This window comes from Treponema sp. OMZ 840 (assembly GCF_050937815.1).
Lineage (GTDB): Bacteria > Spirochaetota > Spirochaetia > Treponematales > Treponemataceae > Treponema_C.
The window spans coordinates 171,970-190,028 of sequence record NZ_JACDIJ010000004.1; the positions used below are offsets into that span (position 1 = coordinate 171,970).

At 41.7% G+C, this 18,059-nt stretch carries 17 protein-coding genes and 1 pseudogene; 9 read left to right on the top strand and 9 right to left on the bottom strand.

What is annotated here, in order from left to right; all coding sequences use genetic code 11:
• Window positions 1-4: 4 nt before the first annotated feature.
• The 5 genes from H0R92_RS07910 to H0R92_RS07930 all read right to left on the bottom strand — a co-directional run bounded on the left by H0R92_RS07910 (window position 5) and on the right by H0R92_RS07930 (window position 4,882).
• Complete coding sequence (locus H0R92_RS07910; RefSeq protein WP_432962862.1) at window positions 5-1,498, bottom strand: sugar ABC transporter ATP-binding protein; 1,494 nt, start codon at window positions 1,496-1,498, stop codon at window positions 5-7.
• Between the two features lie 26 nt (window positions 1,499-1,524).
• Entirely contained in the window at window positions 1,525-2,445 is a 921-nt protein-coding gene (locus H0R92_RS07915) for a ribokinase (protein WP_432962864.1), read from the bottom strand.
• On the bottom strand, window positions 2,442-3,269 hold the full coding sequence (locus tag H0R92_RS07920; protein ID WP_432962866.1) for a BtpA/SgcQ family protein: 828 nt from the start codon (window positions 3,267-3,269) through the stop codon (window positions 2,442-2,444). Before H0R92_RS07920 ends, H0R92_RS07915 begins: the two co-directional genes overlap by 4 nt.
• Before the next feature lie 40 nt (window positions 3,270-3,309).
• Window positions 3,310-3,753, bottom strand: coding sequence for a D-ribose pyranase (gene rbsD, locus H0R92_RS07925; protein WP_432962868.1), 444 nt, complete (start codon window positions 3,751-3,753; stop codon window positions 3,310-3,312).
• Between the two features lie 118 nt (window positions 3,754-3,871).
• On the bottom strand, window positions 3,872-4,882 hold the full coding sequence (locus H0R92_RS07930) for a LacI family DNA-binding transcriptional regulator (protein ID WP_432962870.1): 1,011 nt from the start codon (window positions 4,880-4,882) through the stop codon (window positions 3,872-3,874).
• Window positions 4,883-5,364: 482 nt separating this feature from the next.
• Between H0R92_RS07930 and H0R92_RS07935 the strand changes: the two genes are divergently transcribed.
• From H0R92_RS07935 to H0R92_RS07965, 7 genes and pseudogenes are all read left to right on the top strand, one after another.
• Complete coding sequence (locus H0R92_RS07935) at window positions 5,365-6,117, top strand: ABC transporter ATP-binding protein (RefSeq protein WP_428768851.1); 753 nt, start codon at window positions 5,365-5,367, stop codon at window positions 6,115-6,117.
• Window positions 6,118-6,136: 19 nt separating this feature from the next.
• Window positions 6,137-7,660 (top strand): ABC transporter permease, encoded by a 1,524-nt coding sequence (locus tag H0R92_RS07940; RefSeq protein WP_432962873.1) that lies wholly within the window; start codon window positions 6,137-6,139, stop codon window positions 7,658-7,660.
• 10 nt (window positions 7,661-7,670) lie between these two features.
• Window positions 7,671-9,005, top strand: a complete 1,335-nt coding sequence (locus tag H0R92_RS07945) for an ABC transporter permease (protein ID WP_432962875.1) — start codon at window positions 7,671-7,673, stop codon at window positions 9,003-9,005.
• 13 nt (window positions 9,006-9,018) lie between these two features.
• Window positions 9,019-9,786, top strand: a complete 768-nt coding sequence (locus tag H0R92_RS07950) for an outer membrane lipoprotein-sorting protein (RefSeq protein WP_432962877.1) — start codon at window positions 9,019-9,021, stop codon at window positions 9,784-9,786.
• Between the two features lies 1 nt (window position 9,787).
• Window positions 9,788-11,308 carry a hypothetical protein gene (locus H0R92_RS07955; RefSeq protein ID WP_432962879.1) on the top strand — a complete coding sequence of 507 codons (1,521 nt, stop codon included), beginning with the start codon at window positions 9,788-9,790 and terminating at the stop codon, window positions 11,306-11,308.
• 101 nt (window positions 11,309-11,409) lie between these two features.
• Complete coding sequence (locus H0R92_RS07960) at window positions 11,410-11,565, top strand: hypothetical protein (RefSeq protein WP_432962881.1); 156 nt, start codon at window positions 11,410-11,412, stop codon at window positions 11,563-11,565.
• A gap of 66 nt (window positions 11,566-11,631) precedes the next feature.
• Window positions 11,632-11,850 (top strand): annotated as a pseudogene (locus H0R92_RS07965) (TCP-1/cpn60 chaperonin family protein); the annotation flags it as partial.
• A 43-nt stretch (window positions 11,851-11,893) separates the two neighbouring features.
• Here the strand turns inward: H0R92_RS07965 and H0R92_RS07970 are convergent.
• Window positions 11,894-12,763, bottom strand: a complete 870-nt coding sequence (locus tag H0R92_RS07970) for an Rpn family recombination-promoting nuclease/putative transposase (RefSeq protein WP_432962883.1) — start codon at window positions 12,761-12,763, stop codon at window positions 11,894-11,896.
• Between the two features lie 544 nt (window positions 12,764-13,307).
• Window positions 13,308-14,474 (bottom strand): IS110 family transposase, encoded by a 1,167-nt coding sequence (locus H0R92_RS07975; RefSeq protein ID WP_432962885.1) that lies wholly within the window; start codon window positions 14,472-14,474, stop codon window positions 13,308-13,310.
• Between the two features lie 833 nt (window positions 14,475-15,307).
• On the opposite strand from H0R92_RS07975, the gene H0R92_RS07980 reads away from it, so the two are divergent.
• Both H0R92_RS07980 and H0R92_RS07985 read left to right on the top strand, forming a co-directional pair.
• Window positions 15,308-15,751 (top strand): NfeD family protein, encoded by a 444-nt coding sequence (locus H0R92_RS07980; RefSeq protein ID WP_432962887.1) that lies wholly within the window; start codon window positions 15,308-15,310, stop codon window positions 15,749-15,751.
• Window positions 15,752-15,801: 50 nt separating this feature from the next.
• The gene (locus H0R92_RS07985; RefSeq protein ID WP_432962888.1) at window positions 15,802-16,704 is read left to right on the top strand and encodes an SPFH domain-containing protein; all 903 of its coding nucleotides are present in this window, start codon (window positions 15,802-15,804) and stop codon (window positions 16,702-16,704) included.
• A gap of 123 nt (window positions 16,705-16,827) precedes the next feature.
• On the opposite strand, the gene H0R92_RS07990 is transcribed toward H0R92_RS07985, so the two are convergent.
• Window positions 16,828-17,388, bottom strand: a complete 561-nt coding sequence (locus H0R92_RS07990) for a chromate transporter (protein ID WP_432962890.1) — start codon at window positions 17,386-17,388, stop codon at window positions 16,828-16,830.
• On the bottom strand, window positions 17,385-18,002 hold the full coding sequence (locus H0R92_RS07995; protein ID WP_432962892.1) for a chromate transporter: 618 nt from the start codon (window positions 18,000-18,002) through the stop codon (window positions 17,385-17,387). The genes H0R92_RS07990 and H0R92_RS07995 overlap by 4 nt, the downstream gene beginning before the upstream one ends.
• Window positions 18,003-18,059: the final 57 nt, after the last annotated feature.

Here is an 18,059-nt window from a genome sequence, read left to right on the forward strand (position 1 = left end):
CTTTCTATTCTCCTCCCAATGATAATGATAGAATTTTTTCACCGGCTATATTGGTATTAAAAAAATCACCAACAATTTCTCCCTGGCGAATAACCAAAATACGATCACAAAGATTTATGAGTTCTTGATATTCAGAAGAAAAAACCAAGAGACCTTTGCCTGCATTTGCAAAACTGTATATTTGGTTGTATATTTCATTTTTCGCACCGACATCAATTCCTCGTGTCGGCTCATCCATAATAATTAAATCAGGATCCATTGAAAGCCATTTTCCTATAACAACTTTTTGCTGATTCCCTCCTGATAAATTACCTACAATCATATCTGGTATAAGAGGATGTATTTTTACAGCAGAACCTATTTCTCTTGCCACTTTAACAGCACGTTTACGATTAATTAGTCCGTATTTATTCTCTTCTGCTGCTATATTAACTATCATCAAATTATCAATAATGGTATCTTTCAAAAACAGCCCTTGAGTTTTTCGGTCCTCAGGAATTAAGGCAATACCCTGTCTACGGGCGGCTAATGGAGAGCCGATTCTGATTTCTTTGTGGTGTAAAAAGACCTTTCCCTGTAAAATCTTTCCAATTCCAAAAATAGAATTGGCTAGCTCACTTTTCCCAGAACCAATGATGCCAGTCACACCAACTATTTCACCTTTGTGTACAGTTAAAGAAATAGGTTTTTGCATTAAATCTGTTTTAAAATTGTCCAACTTAATAACCTCTTCATCAATTAAGACTTGTTTATTTTTTGCTTTTTTTTGAACTGTATGACCTATCATTGCTTTGATAAGAGTTTCACTTGTAATATCTTTAACCTGATAAGTATTTATCACTTGCCCATCTCTAAGAACTGTTGCTCTATCACAGATTCTGAAAATTTCATCAAGGTAATGTGATATATAAATCATACTGACATTTTTTTCTGTAAGTGTATGCATAATTTTAAACAATGCATTTATTTCTTTTTGTGACATTCCAGTTGTTGGTTCATCTAATAGTAGAATACGTGCATTTAATGCTAATGCCTTTATAATTTCAATAATACGTTTTTCGCCAGGGCGTAAATCGGAAATTAGTTTATGAACATCAATAGCAATATCAAATTGACGAAGAAAACTTTCGCTCTTCTCATACATACTTTTGTAATCATATAATCCAAATCTTTTTTGGGGTTCATGTCCTAAAAAAATATTCTCTCCTACAGTCAGTGAATCAATCAAACTAAGTTCTTGATAAATTACTCCTATACCTTTTCTTCGAGCTCCTATCGGACTTTCAATTATAACCTCTTCGTTATCAAGTAATATCTTTCCATTATCCGCCTGGATAACTCCGGTAAGAATCTTCACTAAGGTTGATTTTCCTGCACCATTCTCTCCAAGCAATGCATGAATTTCACCTTTTCGTAAAGTAAAGTTCACGGAATTGACAGCATGTATACCACCAAAGGTTTTATCGATTTCCTTTAATTGCAATATAATCTCATCCATAAAAAACAGTCCCCAGTTTATATAGATTAAGCTAATAAAACATTAATTTCTTCCTTTGTAGGAATTGACGTTTGTGCACCCTTTTTTGTAACGCTCAACGATGCTGCAGCTATTGCATACTCTAAACACTCCAAAAATGTTTTTTCTTGTGCAAGAGATACCGTAAAAGCTCCTAAAAAAATATCTCCAGCAGCAGTAGTATCTATTGCTGTCACAGGATAGGGACGTAATGTTATCAAAGTTCCATCATTATAGGTATATAGGCCTCTAGACCCTACTGTTAATATTGGATGTTTGAATCCTTTTTTTATTAAACTGTCTAATGATTTCCGTGCACTTTCTTCATCTTTAACTTGTATTCCTGCCAATAATTCAGCTTCAATCTCATTCGGCTTTATATAATCAATCATACTTGCTATCCTATCGGGAATACCAGTAATTGGCATAGGAGAAGGATCAAGCACCACTGTCATATCATGCCTATGAGCTATACGTATAGCTTCGTAAGCAACATCCGGATTAATTTCCAAGGTTATTTCCAGAATATCGTACTCAGAAAATAAATCCTCATACTGACAAATGTCATCAATGGAAAGATATGCATTACCGCCTGGTGTAAACATAATACTGTTTTGTGCGTTTGCATCAACCATAATCATAGCTATACCACTGGTCAAACCTGCATTTACTATAATCGGTGAAATATCAACACCAGAATCTTTAAGATTTTCTTTTAGTTGATTAGAAAAACTATCATTTCCCATTTTTGTAAAAAATGCGACATTTCCACCTAATTTTCCAATTGTTGCTGCTTGATTTCCACCTTTACCACCAGGAAAAGTGCTAAAATTATCTGTAACGACAGTTTCGCCCGGCTTAGGTATACAAGAGGCATACATAGTTAAATCAATATTAATAGCACCCATACATAAAATCTTTTTACTCATCTTATTTCCTTTCTCAATCCGCGTATAACGTTCATAAAATCAAAAACCCTTTGATAAGATACGGAGTTCTTCCAATCATTGCCTTCTTTAAACCAAGATCCAATAATAGCTCCGTCCGCCACACTTAATAAGTCTTTTACGTTTTTAATAGTAACCCCGCTTCCAAGTAAAACAGGAATACTTACCGCAGTCTTTACTTCTTGTATTTTTTCAACAGAAGGTGCCATTCCCGTTTTAAAACCTGTAACAATGACGCTATCCCCTCCCTCTTGTTCAATATCTTGTGCCTGTTCAGCAACAGAACGATCATTGATAATAAAGTGTGATCCTAATTTTACGTTTACATCACACAAAAATAAAATTTCTTTTGCATCTAAATATGACCGCATTCTAGAAACAGATGCACCTATCGAATCTATAAAACCGACTTGCGAAATAAAGGCTCCACAATACTCAAATATGCGAATCCACTTTGCACCACTTGCTATCGCTACCACAAGAGCGGCCTCAGCTGCATTAAAATGACAATTCACTCCAACTGGTATAGAAACATTTTCTATAACATGAGAAGTTACTACTGCTAAAGCTGCAATAGTGGCAGGAGATAATGTTTCCGCTTTTTGATATGGAAAATCCCATATGTTTTCTACCTGAAGCCCATCAACACCGGCTGCCTCTAACTTCTTAGCTTCTTCTACTGCTACAGAAGTAATTTTTTTAATATCCATTGCATTCTTATCATATAAAGAAGAACCGGGTAGCGGATGAACATGAACCATACCTATTATGGGTTTCCTAACCGTAAAGATATCATTAAATTTCATTTCATTATCTCCTCGCAAATCTACTGGCATTCATTTACAATTAGAAATCAACACCTGCTCGAAGGAAAATATAATCATAAGGGCTTCTTTCCCCCGTTCGAACAAAAACTTTGACTTCTTCTCCTTCAATTGCACCATTGAGCCACATATTTTTGATTTTGCTGTGCGGCAGAATCTGTTCTATAAGAGGCCTGTCTTTATTTTGATAGTTTTCGATAATAGCTTTGTATGCAGCATAGTGCTCAGGATTTATTTTTTTTGTTTCTTCTGCAACAATGTATCCTTCAACAACCAATTCTTCCATAACAACTTTTAGAACATCTGTAACTTTCGGTACCCCGTCAGTAATAGCAAGATCAACTGTTTTTGTCATCTCATGCCTTGGAAAAGGACAACCGATATCTCCAATTAAGATCAAATCACCATGTCCCATTTTTGCTACCAGTTTGGACAATTCACTGTTTAAGATTCCTCGTCGTTTCATTTCTAACTCCTAAAACCCATATATTTAATTCCAAGTTTGTAACACAAACCTTTTTTATATGAAGTAGGGACAGGTATAATCAATGGTTAAACGTTTAACCATTGATTATAATAAAAGCTTATACTGAATTCCTTTCTACTAAACTTGCACTTAATATCCTGGAATGACAATCTGTTATTTTCTTCTGCTTCGTAACATAATCAAGAACCATATTGGCCACCTCCTCTCCCATTTCATCTGACGGTGTTTTTACAGTCGTCAATGCCGGATTAAAAAATTGCGACATAAAAATATTATCATATCCATGAATTCCAATATTTTCTCCAATCGCCAATCCCATTTCTTTTACAGCTTCCATTGCACCCCATGCACTTATATCACTACAAACAAATACACCTAATTTTTTCATATTTTCTATACGTCTTAAAATATTTTGCATACATTTGAAGCCATCTTCAAATGTGAATTCTCCTCTCTCAATTATAACTTTATTAGAATCAAAACCTAAATCCATCAATTTATCAAGAAAACCTTCCAAACGCGTATTTGCATTAGGAACTGATTCTAATCCCGTTATGCAAGCAAATGACTTATATCCATGATTAAAAAAATTTTCAGCAACAAGCGAAGACCCCAAATAGTTATCAGAATAAACAAATACAATATTCTTTGTCTTAATAGTTTCTGGCCTATCGACAACAAAAAAAGGGTAATCACGACTTTGCTCATACAAAGATTTATCTGTCATACGTGGTGCTATCAAAATTAATGTATCAACACCCCCACTTTGTATAAATGAAGAACAAATAGCAATTTCCCGTTCAATTTGATAATTTGAATTACATAGCACTAATTGAAAATTTTTTTTCTGAAGAATCTCATCAATTTTTTTTACAATATTACTAAAAAAAGGATTTGCTATATCAGGAACAATAACGCCAACTTTATTGGTGCGATTTGTTTTTAAACTTTGGGCATTAACATTTGGTCTATAATGTAATTGAGCCATTGCATCAATTACGCGTTGTTTAACAGTCGGGCTTAATTCTTTTTTATTATGAATAACATAAGAAACAGTCGCTATTGACACTCCGGCATTTTTTGCAACATCTTTTATTGTTGCACGCATATTGATGTCCTCCAAAAACGGTTAAACGTATAACTATAATACCCATATGTATACTATAGCGAGTTTTTTAATTTGTCAACAAAAACTTTTTATACATTCCGTTATAATAGCAGATAAAGAATGACTATTGACAAAAGAACTTGCTCCATATTAAGAATATGCACTCTCTTGCCTTTACGGTTTACTACTTTTTATATACCCGAAAAGATTAAAAACGGCGAATATAAAAAAAGATGAACAGGGAATTCTTCATTCAGAAACTCCCTGTTCATCAGTACAGCAACAAAACCGTCATATTAAAGCGGATATCCGTGTATACTAATTATCTGCCCAAAAATTCAATTTGTCAAGAAAAACATCAAATTCCGATTTTTTATATATTATACTTGACATAGTATTGTAAAATAGATACTATTCAAGGGTAACAATTTGTTGTTATATTGATATTGTTCAGTTATTGTTCAATTTATATCGGAGGATATATGGCCATAGTGCAGGTAAAGGATTTACGCAAAACCTACCCCTTAGGCAAGGTGCAGGTTGAAGCGGTAAAGGGTGTGGATTTTTCGATTGAGCGGAGCGAGTTTGTGTCCATTTCGGGACCATCGGGTTCGGGGAAATCCACTATTTTAAATATGATAGGATTGATTGATACGCCCACAAGCGGCTCTCTTATCATTAACGATGAAAATATTTATGCGGAGGCCGATTTTACCTCTCTTTCGAAAAGTCAAAATAAAAAGGTAAAAATTCCCGGAAGACTCGATAAAAAAATGACCTCGCTTCGCCACGAGTATTTGGGCTTTATTTTTCAATCATTTAACCTGATTCCGGTTTTAAACGTGTATGAAAATATCGAGTTTCCGCTTTTGTTCGGAGCGCCTAAGGGAACAAAGACGCAGACGGCCGAATGGATTGACTACCTTATCGAAAAGGTCGGCCTTACCGAATGGAAGCATCACAAGTCGAACGAGCTTTCAGGCGGTCAGCGCCAGCGGGTTGCCATTGCACGTGCCCTCGTTACCAAGCCGCACATAGTGCTTGCCGACGAGCCAACGGCAAACCTCGATTCCAAAACGGGTAATCAGATTCTTGAATTGATGAAAGAAGTGAATAAAGAAATAAAAACCACCTTTATTTTTTCGACCCACGACGCAAAGATTGTCGATATGACAAACCACCGCATTAAGATTTTGGACGGTCTTGTCGTCGAAGATGTAAAGATGAACGCATAAGAGGCACAAGCGGAATACGATGAATACGATAGTTTTAAAAATGGCGGCAAAAAATCTTTTTGCAAACAAGGCAAAACTGATTATTACCCTGTCGCTCATAGGTTTGGGAACTTTTTTTGTTATATCGGGCTTGGGCATTTTGAATTTTGCAATGAAGCAAACCCGCGATGTGTGCATAAGCGATTTTACCGGCGATATTTTAATTACGGGAAAGTCGGACCAAAAGGGTGTTAATGTGGAGCTTTTGGGCGCATATCAAAGCATCAGTGTAAGCATGGATTTACCGAAAATGCCCTACGTACTGCCCTTCGAAAAAATTACGGACAAACTGCGCTCGATGCCGGAAATAAGGGATTTTACCTCTTCCACGGTTGCCTTGTCCGTTCTTAAACCGGCCGATTTACCCGATTCGTGGAAACCCGCACTCGCCGATATGCGCGAACGCCCTTATATGTACACATTGGGCATAGAGCCGCAAAAATACCGCAGTGTTTTCCAAACAGCCGAATTATACGAGGGCGATTATCCTTCTTCGGATAATGAAAAATTCGTATTGATTCCTTCGGAAGTAAAAGAAAAATACGAAAAATATTATGCAAAGGAATTAAAAGCCGGCGATGAAATTATTATGACTGCCCTTATGGGAAAAAAAGCAAAGCAGCAGCGGGTCTTTGTAAAGGGCTTTTTTACCTACGCACATCCGGACACGGCGATATCGGAAATAGCCTATGCCGACACGGACACCGGCCGCATTCTTGCCGGTATGACACTCGGTGCGCGTACCGCTTCGAGTATACCCGATTCAATCGATTTAAGCCTTTCGGAAAAATCGGAAGACGAATTGTTCGGAAGCGACGACGCTTTTTCGCTTTTTGAAGAGGATGCTTCGGCCGAAAACAAAACCGATTTCGATAATCTTTTGGGAAGCACGGAACTGCGCGACAGGCTGAACCTTGCGGATAACGAAGCGTGGCACCATATAGCCGTCAAGCTTAAAGATTCGTCAAAAACCGCAAGCCTTGTAAGAAATTTAAACACCTGGTTTGCCGAAGAAAATATAAATGCGCAAGCTTTAAATTGGAAGGGCGGCATGCGCTCCTACGTTCAGGCAATAGGGGCAACCCGCGTGTTGTTTATAACCATGCTGGTAATTCTTGCGGTTACCGTTTTAATAGTCATTATGAATACGCTGGTTGTCGCGGTTATGCAGCGCAATGCGGAAATCGGTACCATGCGCGCAATCGGGGCTAAAAAAAGCTTTGTACGCAAAATCTTTTTTACCGAATCCTTTTTTATGTCTTTTGCAGGCGTATGTATCGGCGTAATTCTCGCGCTTATAGCCGCCCTCATTGTCAACTCGTTGGATATAGAATTGAACAGAACGCTTTCGGCTATGTTCGGCGGTAAAAGAATGCGCATACATATTTCCATGCTGTCGATTGTCGGAACAATGTTTTCGATGTTTGCGGCGGGAGTCATTGCAAACTGGTATCCGGTGCGGCTTGCCTTAAAAATCAGCCCGCTTGAAGCGATAAACCGTTAAGGAATTACAAATGAATATATTGAAAATTGCATTCAAAAACTTAAACCGGCAAAAGAGGCGCAGTATGTTACTGCTGCTTGCCGTCGCCTTTGCCTTTTTAGTCGTTGTGTTTATGGACGGTATGACCGCCGGCGCCTTAAAAAGCATGAACGCCGAAATAGCAAAGGTTGTAGGCGGCCACGTATACATAATCGGTGCACAAAAAGAGGCCGACAAAGACGAGGATGATGAAGCTCAAACATATTTGGACGGCCAAGCGGTTCAAACGGTTGAACGCATTGTCAAAGAAAGCGGCATAGAAGCCGAATACATTATAAAACGGATGCGCAACGAAGGCAAACTCATCTTCGAAGGTAAAGAAGCAAGTTCGCAAATCGACGGCTGCGACTTTGAAAACGAAAAGCTGCTGCACGACAGTATTTTATTCAAAGAAGGAAGCTGGGAGGGCATGAAAAAAGAAAACGCCCTTTTGCTTTCCGAAACAACCGCTAAAGCTTTAAACGCCGGCCTTCACGATGTCGTCTTATATGAAACCGAAACCGCAACGGGACAGCTGACGGTTGCCGAACTGCAAATTGAAGGTATTGCCGTAGACCGCTCGGTTTTCGGCAGTATTACAAATTATATCAATTTCGAATACGCACAAAATATAAGTCAGCTTCCCGAAGACAGCTTGGAAGTGTATGCGCTTTTTCTTAAAAATCCGGAAATGCAGGAAACGGCCGCAAATCAGATAGCGGAAAAGCTTGCAAAAAGCGCAGAGGTTATCGATAGAAGCCTTGCAAAAAAAACAAATCCGTCCAATCCGGGAAACTATATGTTTTCGCAGCTGAGCGACGGAAAATGGGAAGGCACCAAATACGCCGTTGTCACTTTTTTCGACTTTGCGCCGCAAATGGTAACCCTTATGCGTACATTGCAGTTTATAAGCTTCGGCGTTTTAGCCGCCCTTTTGCTTATTACGATGATAGGTATTTCAAATACTTTTAAAATAATCGTACACGAGCGTAAGGGAGAAATCGGCACTATGCGCTCCTGCGGAGTCGGACGCGGCAGTATACGCGCCCTGTTTATTGCCGAAGCTTCGTTTTTATCGATTATCGGGGCGGCAGCCGGTTTTGTACTTGCCCTTATTATTATGCAGATTTTTGCCCTTATACCGATTGCAAAGGATTCTTCGTTTGCGGTTTTTACAAAAAATGGGCATTTTACATGGATTTTATCCTTTGTGCCGATTGCCGTAAAATTCCTTACCGTTTGGGTTTTAACACTGCTTACGGTACTCGGCTCGGCATCGCAGGCGGCAAACATGGTTCCGGCCGAAGCGCTGCGGACGGGAAAATAAAATTATAGGAGTAATGATGAACATTATATTCAAAAAAACACTGATTGTATTTTGCGCTCTTTTGTGCGCAATGCTTGCCTTTACCCAAGTGCCCGATACCGAAACGATGTACGGCATTATGGATAAAGCGTTTTTTAACAACAACTTTTTGGAAGATTTTACCTGTACCCTTTCGTTCATTATCGAAAAGCCGAACGAACCCAAAGAGGCCGCCCAATTCAAATTGTTCCGGCGCGACGTAAAAGACCAAACCTGCCTGGTGCAAATCGCCCCCGAAGCGGATAAGGGTGTCGGCTACCTTCAGGAAAAAAACAACCTCTGGGCATACGACCCCATATCGCGCAGTTTTACCCACTCGTCCCTTAAACGCAATTTGGCAAACAGCGACGCTAAAATGTCCGATGTAAACAAAAAGGAAAAATTTAAAGATTCGTGGGAAATCATCAAAATAGAAGAAAGCAAGCTCGGTAAATTCGATGTATACGCGGTAACCGCCAAAGCCCTCGATAAAGACGCTTCTTACGCACAGGAAAAGTTTTTTGTGAGAAAAGACGAAGGTCTGATTTTAAAAGTGGAAAGCTACGGGGCAAGCGGACGCCACATGAGAACCACCCTTGTTCCCAAATATGCAAAGGTAAACGGGGTGCCCCTTCCCGTCCATCAAATCCACATAAACGAATTGGTAAAGGGAGAAAAAACAACCCAGATTTTTGCGGATTTCGACAATTCGAAAATCCCCGACATCGTTTTTACAAAAGCCTATTTGGAGAAAATAAACTGATATGAAAAAATCATTGCGTTTACCGCCGGCCTTTTTTTTACCGGCAGTTCTTTTGTTATTGCCCGCCTTTGGAGCCCGCAGCGCGCCTGTTTTACGGGGCGGCTTGTATGCACAGGAAGCAAGCGAAAGCGCTTCTTTGGAAGACGAATTGTTCGGAGGCGACGAAGAACTTTTCGTATCGCCCGATGAAGCGCAAAGCTCATCGGGTCAAGCGGATTCGGATTCGTCAACAAGCGGCCGGCCGCTTAAATTTCAAGCCGATTTACAAAAGGCTATGCTTTCGCTTGAAGGCGAAAAACTCCGTATCGGCGGTTCGCTCGATTCGTCTTTAAAATTGAGCTGTAACTGGGCGGAACCCTATGAACCCAAGCCCGATTCTACCTTAAAAACAACTTTAAACGCGAACCTTTTTTTTGATGCGCGTCCGGTCGAAAACTTAAAGCTTTACGGCAAATTCAGCTTCGGTTTTCCCTTTGAAAAAGCCCTTACAGGGCAGGCGGTCATCGTTGTTCCGCCCGCAATATTGCCTCCGGCCGGCGCACAGCTTCCCGCTTTTGTAAATGTTCCCGGCGCGGTAAATATTTCCATCCGTGAATTGTATACCGATTTTTCGCTTAAAGATATTGCCTTTTTCCGTTTCGGAAAACACGCGGTAAAATGGGGCACGGGTTATTTTTACAGCCCTGCGGATATTATCAACCTTTCACGGATTGACCCGCAGGACCCTGAAGCCGATAAAGAAGGCCCCCTATCGCTCCGTACTCACATTGTAATTCCCGGAACCCAGCACAACCTGTGGTTTTATCTGTTACCGCCTACGGACAGCAGCTTTAAAACCGAAAACACGGCTTTGGCGGCAAAGGCGGAATTCGTGTTCGGAAACTGGGAATGGGGAATCGGCGGCCGCTACAGGTATGAGCAAGCGCCGAAACTGGTTACAACCCTGTCGGGAAGCATTGCGGGAAAGGTTGCCGTATTTGCAGAAGGTATTTTTGCATGGGGAAGCGATTACACTTATTACAAAAATACTGCCGACAGCACATACACGGAAAAAAACAAAGCCTTTTTTCAGACAACGGCCGGAGCTTCGTACAGCAATGCCAAAACGCACACAAGCATTGCGGCCCAGTATTTTTACAACGGTCCGGGCTATAAAAACACAAAAGCGGTACAGACAATTATAAAAGCCGGTTTTGAAGAAGCACAAAATAAAAACTTTTTGCACCCCGCCGTTACCGCCGCACAAAATATCGCGTCGATGGGGTACATCGGGCAGCACTACATTGCCTGTACGCTTTCTCAAAACAAAATAGGAACGGAAAAAGTAAGAGCGCACCTTTTTCAGCAATTCGCCGTTTCCGAGCTTCAGGGCATAAGCGTTTTGACCTTTTCGTGGAACCCGAACCGCCTTATCGGTTTCAGCGCAGGTCCGAACTTTATCTATCCTTTAAGTCCCGAATCGCAGGTAAAAAGCAGCGCAGGTTTAAGTTTAAGCGTGAAGATGGGCGGCGGAAAGTTTTAAGGATGAGGGGGAGAAAGCACGGCGTTCATACAGATGAATACTGACGCTTTTTACCGGGAAGCAATTCTTCAGAATTGCTTCCCTAAACGTATCAATCCGCGATGTTTTGCGAAGTAAAACTCGTCGTGCAAACGGACGGCGCCATTTGTGCCGCCCGTTTGCACGATGTGCAGAATTTTTTGCGTGTCATTCACGCTTCCACCGTTATTAAATCTGCCAACAAAAAACTGTATCGACATACAAATGAGCATAAGTGAGCAATTTTTCAGAATTGCGAACTGAAACTTATATGTATGCGAGATTGCCGCTGGCAATCTCGAGTTAAAGGTATCGGCTTTGACGCCGCCAAGATGGAATGGAAGGATATGATGGCAGCCGGTATTATCGACCCTGCAAAGGTTACCCGCTCGGCACTGCAAAACGCGGCTTCAATCGCCGGTTTGCTGCTGACCACCGAAGCGGCTATTACCGACATTCCCGAAAAGAATCCCCCCGCTCCGATGCCCGGCGGCGGAATGGGCGGTATGGACGGCATGTATTGATAAAGCCGCACGGCTCCCTTACGAAAGCTTGTGCCGGGCGGACTCATAGTCGTGCGATTTCCTCGCGGGATAAGCCCGTACCCGAAGATATCGTATCGAGCTCAACGCCAAGCCGCTTAAGGGCTGCTGCCGTTTCCAGAGCTTTTTGACGGGCGCCTTTTTCCATTCCCTTTGTGTAACCGAAATGTTCCCAAGAGGCCTTATCGTGTTCATACTTCATGCGGTTTTCATACAGCCACCGCTCTTTCGGGTCTTGCAGCATTACGTCTACCGTTTCATTTGCCTGTTCCATAACAGGAGAATTATCCGCCAGCATTGCGCGCACCTCCTTATCGTCGGTTTCTATAAACTTTAGCCAATTTACCAGCCGTCCGGTTTTCTCATCGGACTCGCCCTGTACCGGCTGTTTCTTTGCTGCAGCTAAGTTCAAAAAGTGAATCTCAAGTTCATCGGAAAGTTCAGTATGCAGATGTCTTTCAAGAACCCGATATTCACTGTGCAAAAGACCGTTTAACCTGAAACCTTCACCGACTATGTTTATTGTAATACACTTGGGCAGTTTTGTATACATGTCACCTTTTTGTAAATTCTCTGTATACATCTTTGCCCAATAAAAAACGGTACACTGGACAAACTCATCATTCCACCTGTTTTGAATCTCAATGTCAATTATGGTACCGTTTTTAAGACGCAGTTTTACATCCAAGATCCCCGTTTTATCATTTACGGAATCAATATGGAACTCCTTATCCAAGAGTTCCAAGTCTTCAATGTCTTGAGCCGGAATATCAAGCACACAGTCTAAAAAATCCCGTAAGACAGCCTTGTTTTCTTCCGTGCCGAATACCTTTTTAAACGCATAATCGTTGCGCAGAGTGATTTTGAACACGTCAGCGGATTTAGCCTTTGTCATACTTCACCTTTCCTATACTGTTTCACAAGTGAACCACACCGAAATAGCTCCATTTTTACAAGTGAACACATTTTCAAATGTGCTCACCTAAAGCCGATTATCCCCGATGTTTTGGACGGTAAAATACCGCACGTAAAACATCCTGTTTCAAATCCTGCACACGGATGTGCAGGAAAGCCGTTAGTAATCAGTTTTGAGCTATGCTCAAAACTGGAATTCAAAACCGCACAGGATGTGCGGTTTTGAAACAAACTCGAGTTAAAGAGAGCGGCGATATTTCAGCCGCTCTCTTTAAACATTATAGGTTTGATATGAAAAAAAACAGACTTTTTCCGAAAAAAACTATGAATTTATTTTGTATCCCGAACAGGACGTTCGGTAAAGCTTTATATCTCCAAGTTCGCCTGAGGCGAACTTGAGTTAAAAACTCACACGGATGTGAGTTTTTATGCCCGCCACGGACGGCGGAAAAAAGCTCTAGATAATGAGATTTGGATGCGGCGTTTCGCCGCATCCAAATCTCCTATGTTTTTTGTCAAGTAGGTTATATTGTTTTTCTGCTTGACAGCTCCCTCTCCTTGTAATGTCTGTCATGTATACGCACACACACTGCTTTATTCATACACAGCGGCCGTGCCGTATATATCTGCTTTGTTTTTATAACTGTATACAGCAACTCCGCCATCTTACGCGCTATTGCCGTTATCGACTTTTTCTTGCTCTTGCCCTCAGCACTCATATACAGAAATTTCTGTTTTAGTGGTCCTCCATTACTACTTCTTACAACAGCCCATGCAGCCTGATACAACAGTGAGCGCACATATGCATTGCCTTTCTTCGCTATACTGCCATACCGATTTATCGTACCGGAACTGTCTACTCTGGGTACAAGTCCTACATAATTGGCAACCTGTTTTGCATTGCTGAATCGGCTGCCATCTCCTACATACGCACTAAAAGCCAGTGCCGTTTTATCTCCTACTCCCGGTATCGTCTTTGCACGTTGAATGTTATCATCTTCTTTACATGCTATTTTTATCTTCTCATCTAATACTTGTATCTGTCCTTCGATTAGCTCAAGCCGTCTGCATAACCGTTGACCTTGTTCAGCTTCATACCCGGTTAATCGCTCAAAAACCGCTGCTCTATGTAGTGCAGTACTTAAATCCGCTTTCTTTATATCCGTTATCCCGCACTGTAAAAATAAGGCATGCAAGCGATTTATCTCCCGTGTCCTATCCCGTTTTAATACTGCATATTCACTGACCAATTTCCTTTGGTACATTTCTGTGTCGCTTGGCGGGCTTACTATCGGCAAGTCTTCTTTTTCATACACTTTAATCATACGGGCTAATTTCAGTGCATCTTCTTTATCCGTCTTTTTTGTGCTTGCATAAATAACGGCTAACGATGACGGGTTTAAGATAACAACCTGACAGCCGATACTTCTCATTTCCTTTTCCATCACAAAAACCAAGCTACACGCTTCAATAGCGACGATATCTGCTGCGGTTAATTTAGCATACAGTTTTCTTCTGCCTTCAATGCCTGTTAAGCCGCCTGTGCCGCCTACTGTGCCTTTTTGATCAAAGTAACGTAGTTCATACGTTCTTTTGCTCAAATCGATTCCAATCCATCTTCCTGTCCCTTGCATATACTGCTCCTTATGTATAAAATAAGGATTGGGAGCAATTACCGGTTTTCTGATCACCGTAACTCCTATTCGCGGTACGCACGATTGACGTGCGGCCGCACTTTGATTCGTGCGGAGGAATGAATAGTCGTTCCCGTTAGGGAGCAATAAAGACTATTCATTCCGACTGCAACCACTTTATGAGAACGACACCTGAAAGGGTGTCGATTTACGGCGGCAGGTTTAGGTTAATCTCGAGTACGAGGTTCGCTCTTTGTTATAAAGACTTTCCTCACGTTTTGCGTAAACCTGCTGCCTGCCCCCTGGTCCCGTCAGTCCAGAGTATCATAATTCCCGATAATTAAAAACATATCATCTCGAGTTCAAAACCGAGCAGGAGGCTCGGTTTTGAACCCGTGTATACAAAAAACGCACAGAACGGAAAAATCCGCTTTGCGCGTTTGGGTATGAGAATGCTTGTTTGTGTGCTTTTTGAAAATGTAAATTTACAGCTGTCTATCCGCGAGTTTCGCCGGCTGCGCCGCCGAAACTCGTTGCATAAAAGCGAGCTGCCCCGCAGAGAGCTTTTATGCCGGTGCTGAGTGCTGAGTAATTATGGGGGCGCGTTCGGCTTTGTCAAGTACCTTGACGGTTTTTTGTGCAAAAAAATATGGATGTTGTACCGGTATTACCGTGCATGGGTCCCCTCGTCATAAGGATTTGCGGGCCGCACTAAGAATGTTCAATACAATTATAATAACCTAATATGCCGTACTCTGCAAGAGTTTAGGAGAAAAAATGTTGAGAATAATTTATAACGGGTAATTAACTCATTACCCCTTATCATTTATCCGCACACACGGGCCTTGTGTGCCGTAGCATAAAAACAAAAAATACGCTATAGTTGCGGTATGAAAGATGTGTTTATTCAAAATATGCCGTGGCTTTGGTTTATTATTGCCGTACTGTGTTTTGTCGCCGAAATGCTGACTATGCAGCTTACGACAATATGGTTTGCAATAGCTGCCCTTATTACGGTTTTTGTGTCGCTGTTACCGATACCGCCGGTACTTCAAGTATTTTTATTTTTAATCATTGCCTGCACTCTCTTGATTTTAACCCGTCCCTTTGTCAAAAAAAAGCTGGAAGCACGAAAAATAAAAACAAACGCCGACAGTCTTATCGGGCAAAAAGCGCTTGTGCTAAAAGACATAGGCGAGTTTGAAAAAGGCGAAATAAAAATCGAAGGCAGGGTGTGGACTGCCAAAACCGCAGACGGGACGCTTCTTGCGGCAGGAAACAAATGCATTATTGAAAAAATAGAAGGCGTTACCTGTATCGTCAAATCGCTGTGATGTATTGTTGTAATTACACAAATTCTTAATTTATTAATTCAGGAGGAATTATGTCTGTATATGTATTGTTTGCGGTTATTTTATTGATTGTGATTGTCATCATTCCGAACATCAGAATCGTTCCGCAGTCAAAAGCTTTTATCGTCGAGCGACTGGGCGCTTACATCGCAACCTGGCAGGTCGGTATTCATGTAAAAATCCCCTTTATCGACCGCATTGCAAACAGGGTTTCGCTTAAAGAGCGGGTACTCGATTTTAAGCCCCAGCCGGTTATTACAAAAGACAACGTTACGATGATGATCGATACGGTTATTTACTTTCAAATAACCGACCCCAAGCTGTACACTTACGGGGTTGAAAATCCGATGAACGCGATAGAAAATCTTTCGGCAACCACGCTGCGTAACATTATCGGCGAACTTGAATTGGACGGAACCCTTACCAGCCGCGATGTTATCAATACGCGCATGAGAAGCATTTTGGACGAAGCGACCGACCCTTGGGGCATTAAGGTAAACCGTGTCGAAGTAAAAAACATTATACCGCCGGATTCCATTCAAGAAGCGATGGAAAAACAAATGCGCGCCGAGCGCGAACGCCGCGAATCCATATTGATTGCCGAAGGGCAAAAGCAGTCGGCTATTTTGGTCGCCGAGGGTAAAAAAGCTTCGCTGATTTTGGAAGCCGAGGCGGCAAAAGAAGCGGCCATTAAAAAAGCCGAGGGCGAAGCGCAGGCTATTTTGGAAGTGCAAAAGGCGACGGCAGACGGTCTTGCAATGATTAAAAGCGTAGCCGCAGACGAAGCGGTTATACGGCTTCGCAGTTTGGAAGCGCTTGAAAAAGCGGCAAACGGTCAGGCAACCAAGATAATCATTCCTTCGGATATTCAAAACCTTGCGGGAATCGTTACTTCGATAAGCGAATTGGCAAAAACCGGTTCCAAAAAAGCTTAAAAGGCCTAAAGGTTTACAAGTCTAAAAAACCTAAAAAGCTTAAAGCGCTTGAAAAACTTAAAAAATGCGGGCTGCCGAACATCTTTGAGCACCAATCCGTTACGGCAGCCTTGCTTTAAAATCTTATAAAAAAAGTAAGCCGAACGCCGCTCCGAGTACAATGTACAAAATTGCCGGCAGCTTTGTTTTAAAAAGCAAAACGGTAAACAAAAGCCACGCAATAATACGCGGAAACTCAAGGGCGTCATACCACAACCCGCTTTGCCGGGCTTTGTTCAAAAGCACAACGGAAATTTTAAAGACGTTCCATGTCGCAATGCACACAAGGCCGGCTGCGGCGGGGCGCAGTACCGAAAAAAAACTTTTTACCGCAAGTGTGTCTTGCATACGAGTAAAATAGCGTGCAATTATTACGATAACGATAATCGACGGGCTTACCGTTCCCAGTGTTGTAATAATGCCGCCCCATACGCCGAATAGTTCCGTTCCCAAATACGTTGCCATATTTATACCGATGGGGCCGGGGGTTGATTCGGAAACGGCAAGCATATTGTAAAACAGTTCGGCGCTTATAATGCCGCTTTCTACAAGCTCTTGGTACATAAGGGTTATTGCAACTTGGCCGCCGCCTATCGTAAACAAACCGATAAAGAAAAAACGCCAAAACAGAGCCCACAGTGTCATTTGTTTTTTCCTTCCAAAGGGGATGCGCCGCGGCGTACTTTTCGGCGTTCGTACAAATACACGCAAGTTCCCGTAAACAAGGCGGCGGCGATTATCCATGCGGTATGCACACGGAAAAAAACGGCGGCTACAAAGGCGGCAGCACACACCGCTGCATGAAAAACACTATGAACGGCTTTTTTTATAAAGGTAAACACCACCTTTGTTAACAGGGCGGCAACCGCTATATTTATACCCGAAAACGCTTTGCGTACCGTAACGGCGTCGGCAAAATTCGAAAAAAACAAAGCTAAAAGGCTTATAACGATAATGGAAGGCGCAACCATTCCCAGCGTTGCGATAACGCCGCCGATGACGCCCTGTTTTTTATACCCGACAAAGGTTGCAACGTTTACCGCAATAATTCCGGGCGTACACTGCCCTATTGCAAAATAATCGACAAGTTCATCGCGGTTTACCCAGCCGCGTTTTATCGACAGTTCGTCGGTAAGCATGGGAAGCATGGCAAGACCGCCGCCGAAGGTAAACAAGCCGATTTTAAAAAATACGGCATACAATTCGATAAGAAGTTTAAAAGACAGCTTTTCGCGCCCGTAGATATAAGAATCCGCCATAGGCCGAATATAGCATAAATCAAAAAAAATTACAATTTAGGACGGCTTAAGGTTAAG

Bases quoted from the DNA above. Each gene is read 5' to 3' on its own strand.
- H0R92_RS07910 (WP_432962862.1), bottom strand. From the start codon at position 1,498: ATGGATGAGATTATATTGCAATTAAAGGAAATCGATAAAACCTTTGGT.
- H0R92_RS07915 (WP_432962864.1), bottom strand. From the start codon at position 2,445: ATGAGTAAAAAGATTTTATGTATGGGTGCTATTAATATTGATTTAACT.
- H0R92_RS07920 (WP_432962866.1), bottom strand. From the start codon at position 3,269: ATGAAATTTAATGATATCTTTACGGTTAGGAAACCCATAATAGGTATG.
- rbsD (WP_432962868.1), bottom strand. From the start codon at position 3,753: ATGAAACGACGAGGAATCTTAAACAGTGAATTGTCCAAACTGGTAGCA.
- H0R92_RS07930 (WP_432962870.1), bottom strand. From the start codon at position 4,882: ATGCGTGCAACAATAAAAGATGTTGCAAAAAATGCCGGAGTGTCAATA.
- H0R92_RS07935 (WP_428768851.1), top strand. From the start codon at position 5,365: ATGGCCATAGTGCAGGTAAAGGATTTACGCAAAACCTACCCCTTAGGC.
- H0R92_RS07940 (WP_432962873.1), top strand. From the start codon at position 6,137: ATGAATACGATAGTTTTAAAAATGGCGGCAAAAAATCTTTTTGCAAAC.
- H0R92_RS07945 (WP_432962875.1), top strand. From the start codon at position 7,671: ATGAATATATTGAAAATTGCATTCAAAAACTTAAACCGGCAAAAGAGG.
- H0R92_RS07950 (WP_432962877.1), top strand. From the start codon at position 9,019: ATGATGAACATTATATTCAAAAAAACACTGATTGTATTTTGCGCTCTT.
- H0R92_RS07955 (WP_432962879.1), top strand. From the start codon at position 9,788: ATGAAAAAATCATTGCGTTTACCGCCGGCCTTTTTTTTACCGGCAGTT.
- H0R92_RS07960 (WP_432962881.1), top strand. From the start codon at position 11,410: ATGTTTTGCGAAGTAAAACTCGTCGTGCAAACGGACGGCGCCATTTGT.
- H0R92_RS07970 (WP_432962883.1), bottom strand. From the start codon at position 12,763: ATGACAAAGGCTAAATCCGCTGACGTGTTCAAAATCACTCTGCGCAAC.
- H0R92_RS07980 (WP_432962887.1), top strand. From the start codon at position 15,308: ATGAAAGATGTGTTTATTCAAAATATGCCGTGGCTTTGGTTTATTATT.
- H0R92_RS07985 (WP_432962888.1), top strand. From the start codon at position 15,802: ATGTCTGTATATGTATTGTTTGCGGTTATTTTATTGATTGTGATTGTC.
- H0R92_RS07990 (WP_432962890.1), bottom strand. From the start codon at position 17,388: ATGACACTGTGGGCTCTGTTTTGGCGTTTTTTCTTTATCGGTTTGTTT.
- H0R92_RS07995 (WP_432962892.1), bottom strand. From the start codon at position 18,002: ATGGCGGATTCTTATATCTACGGGCGCGAAAAGCTGTCTTTTAAACTT.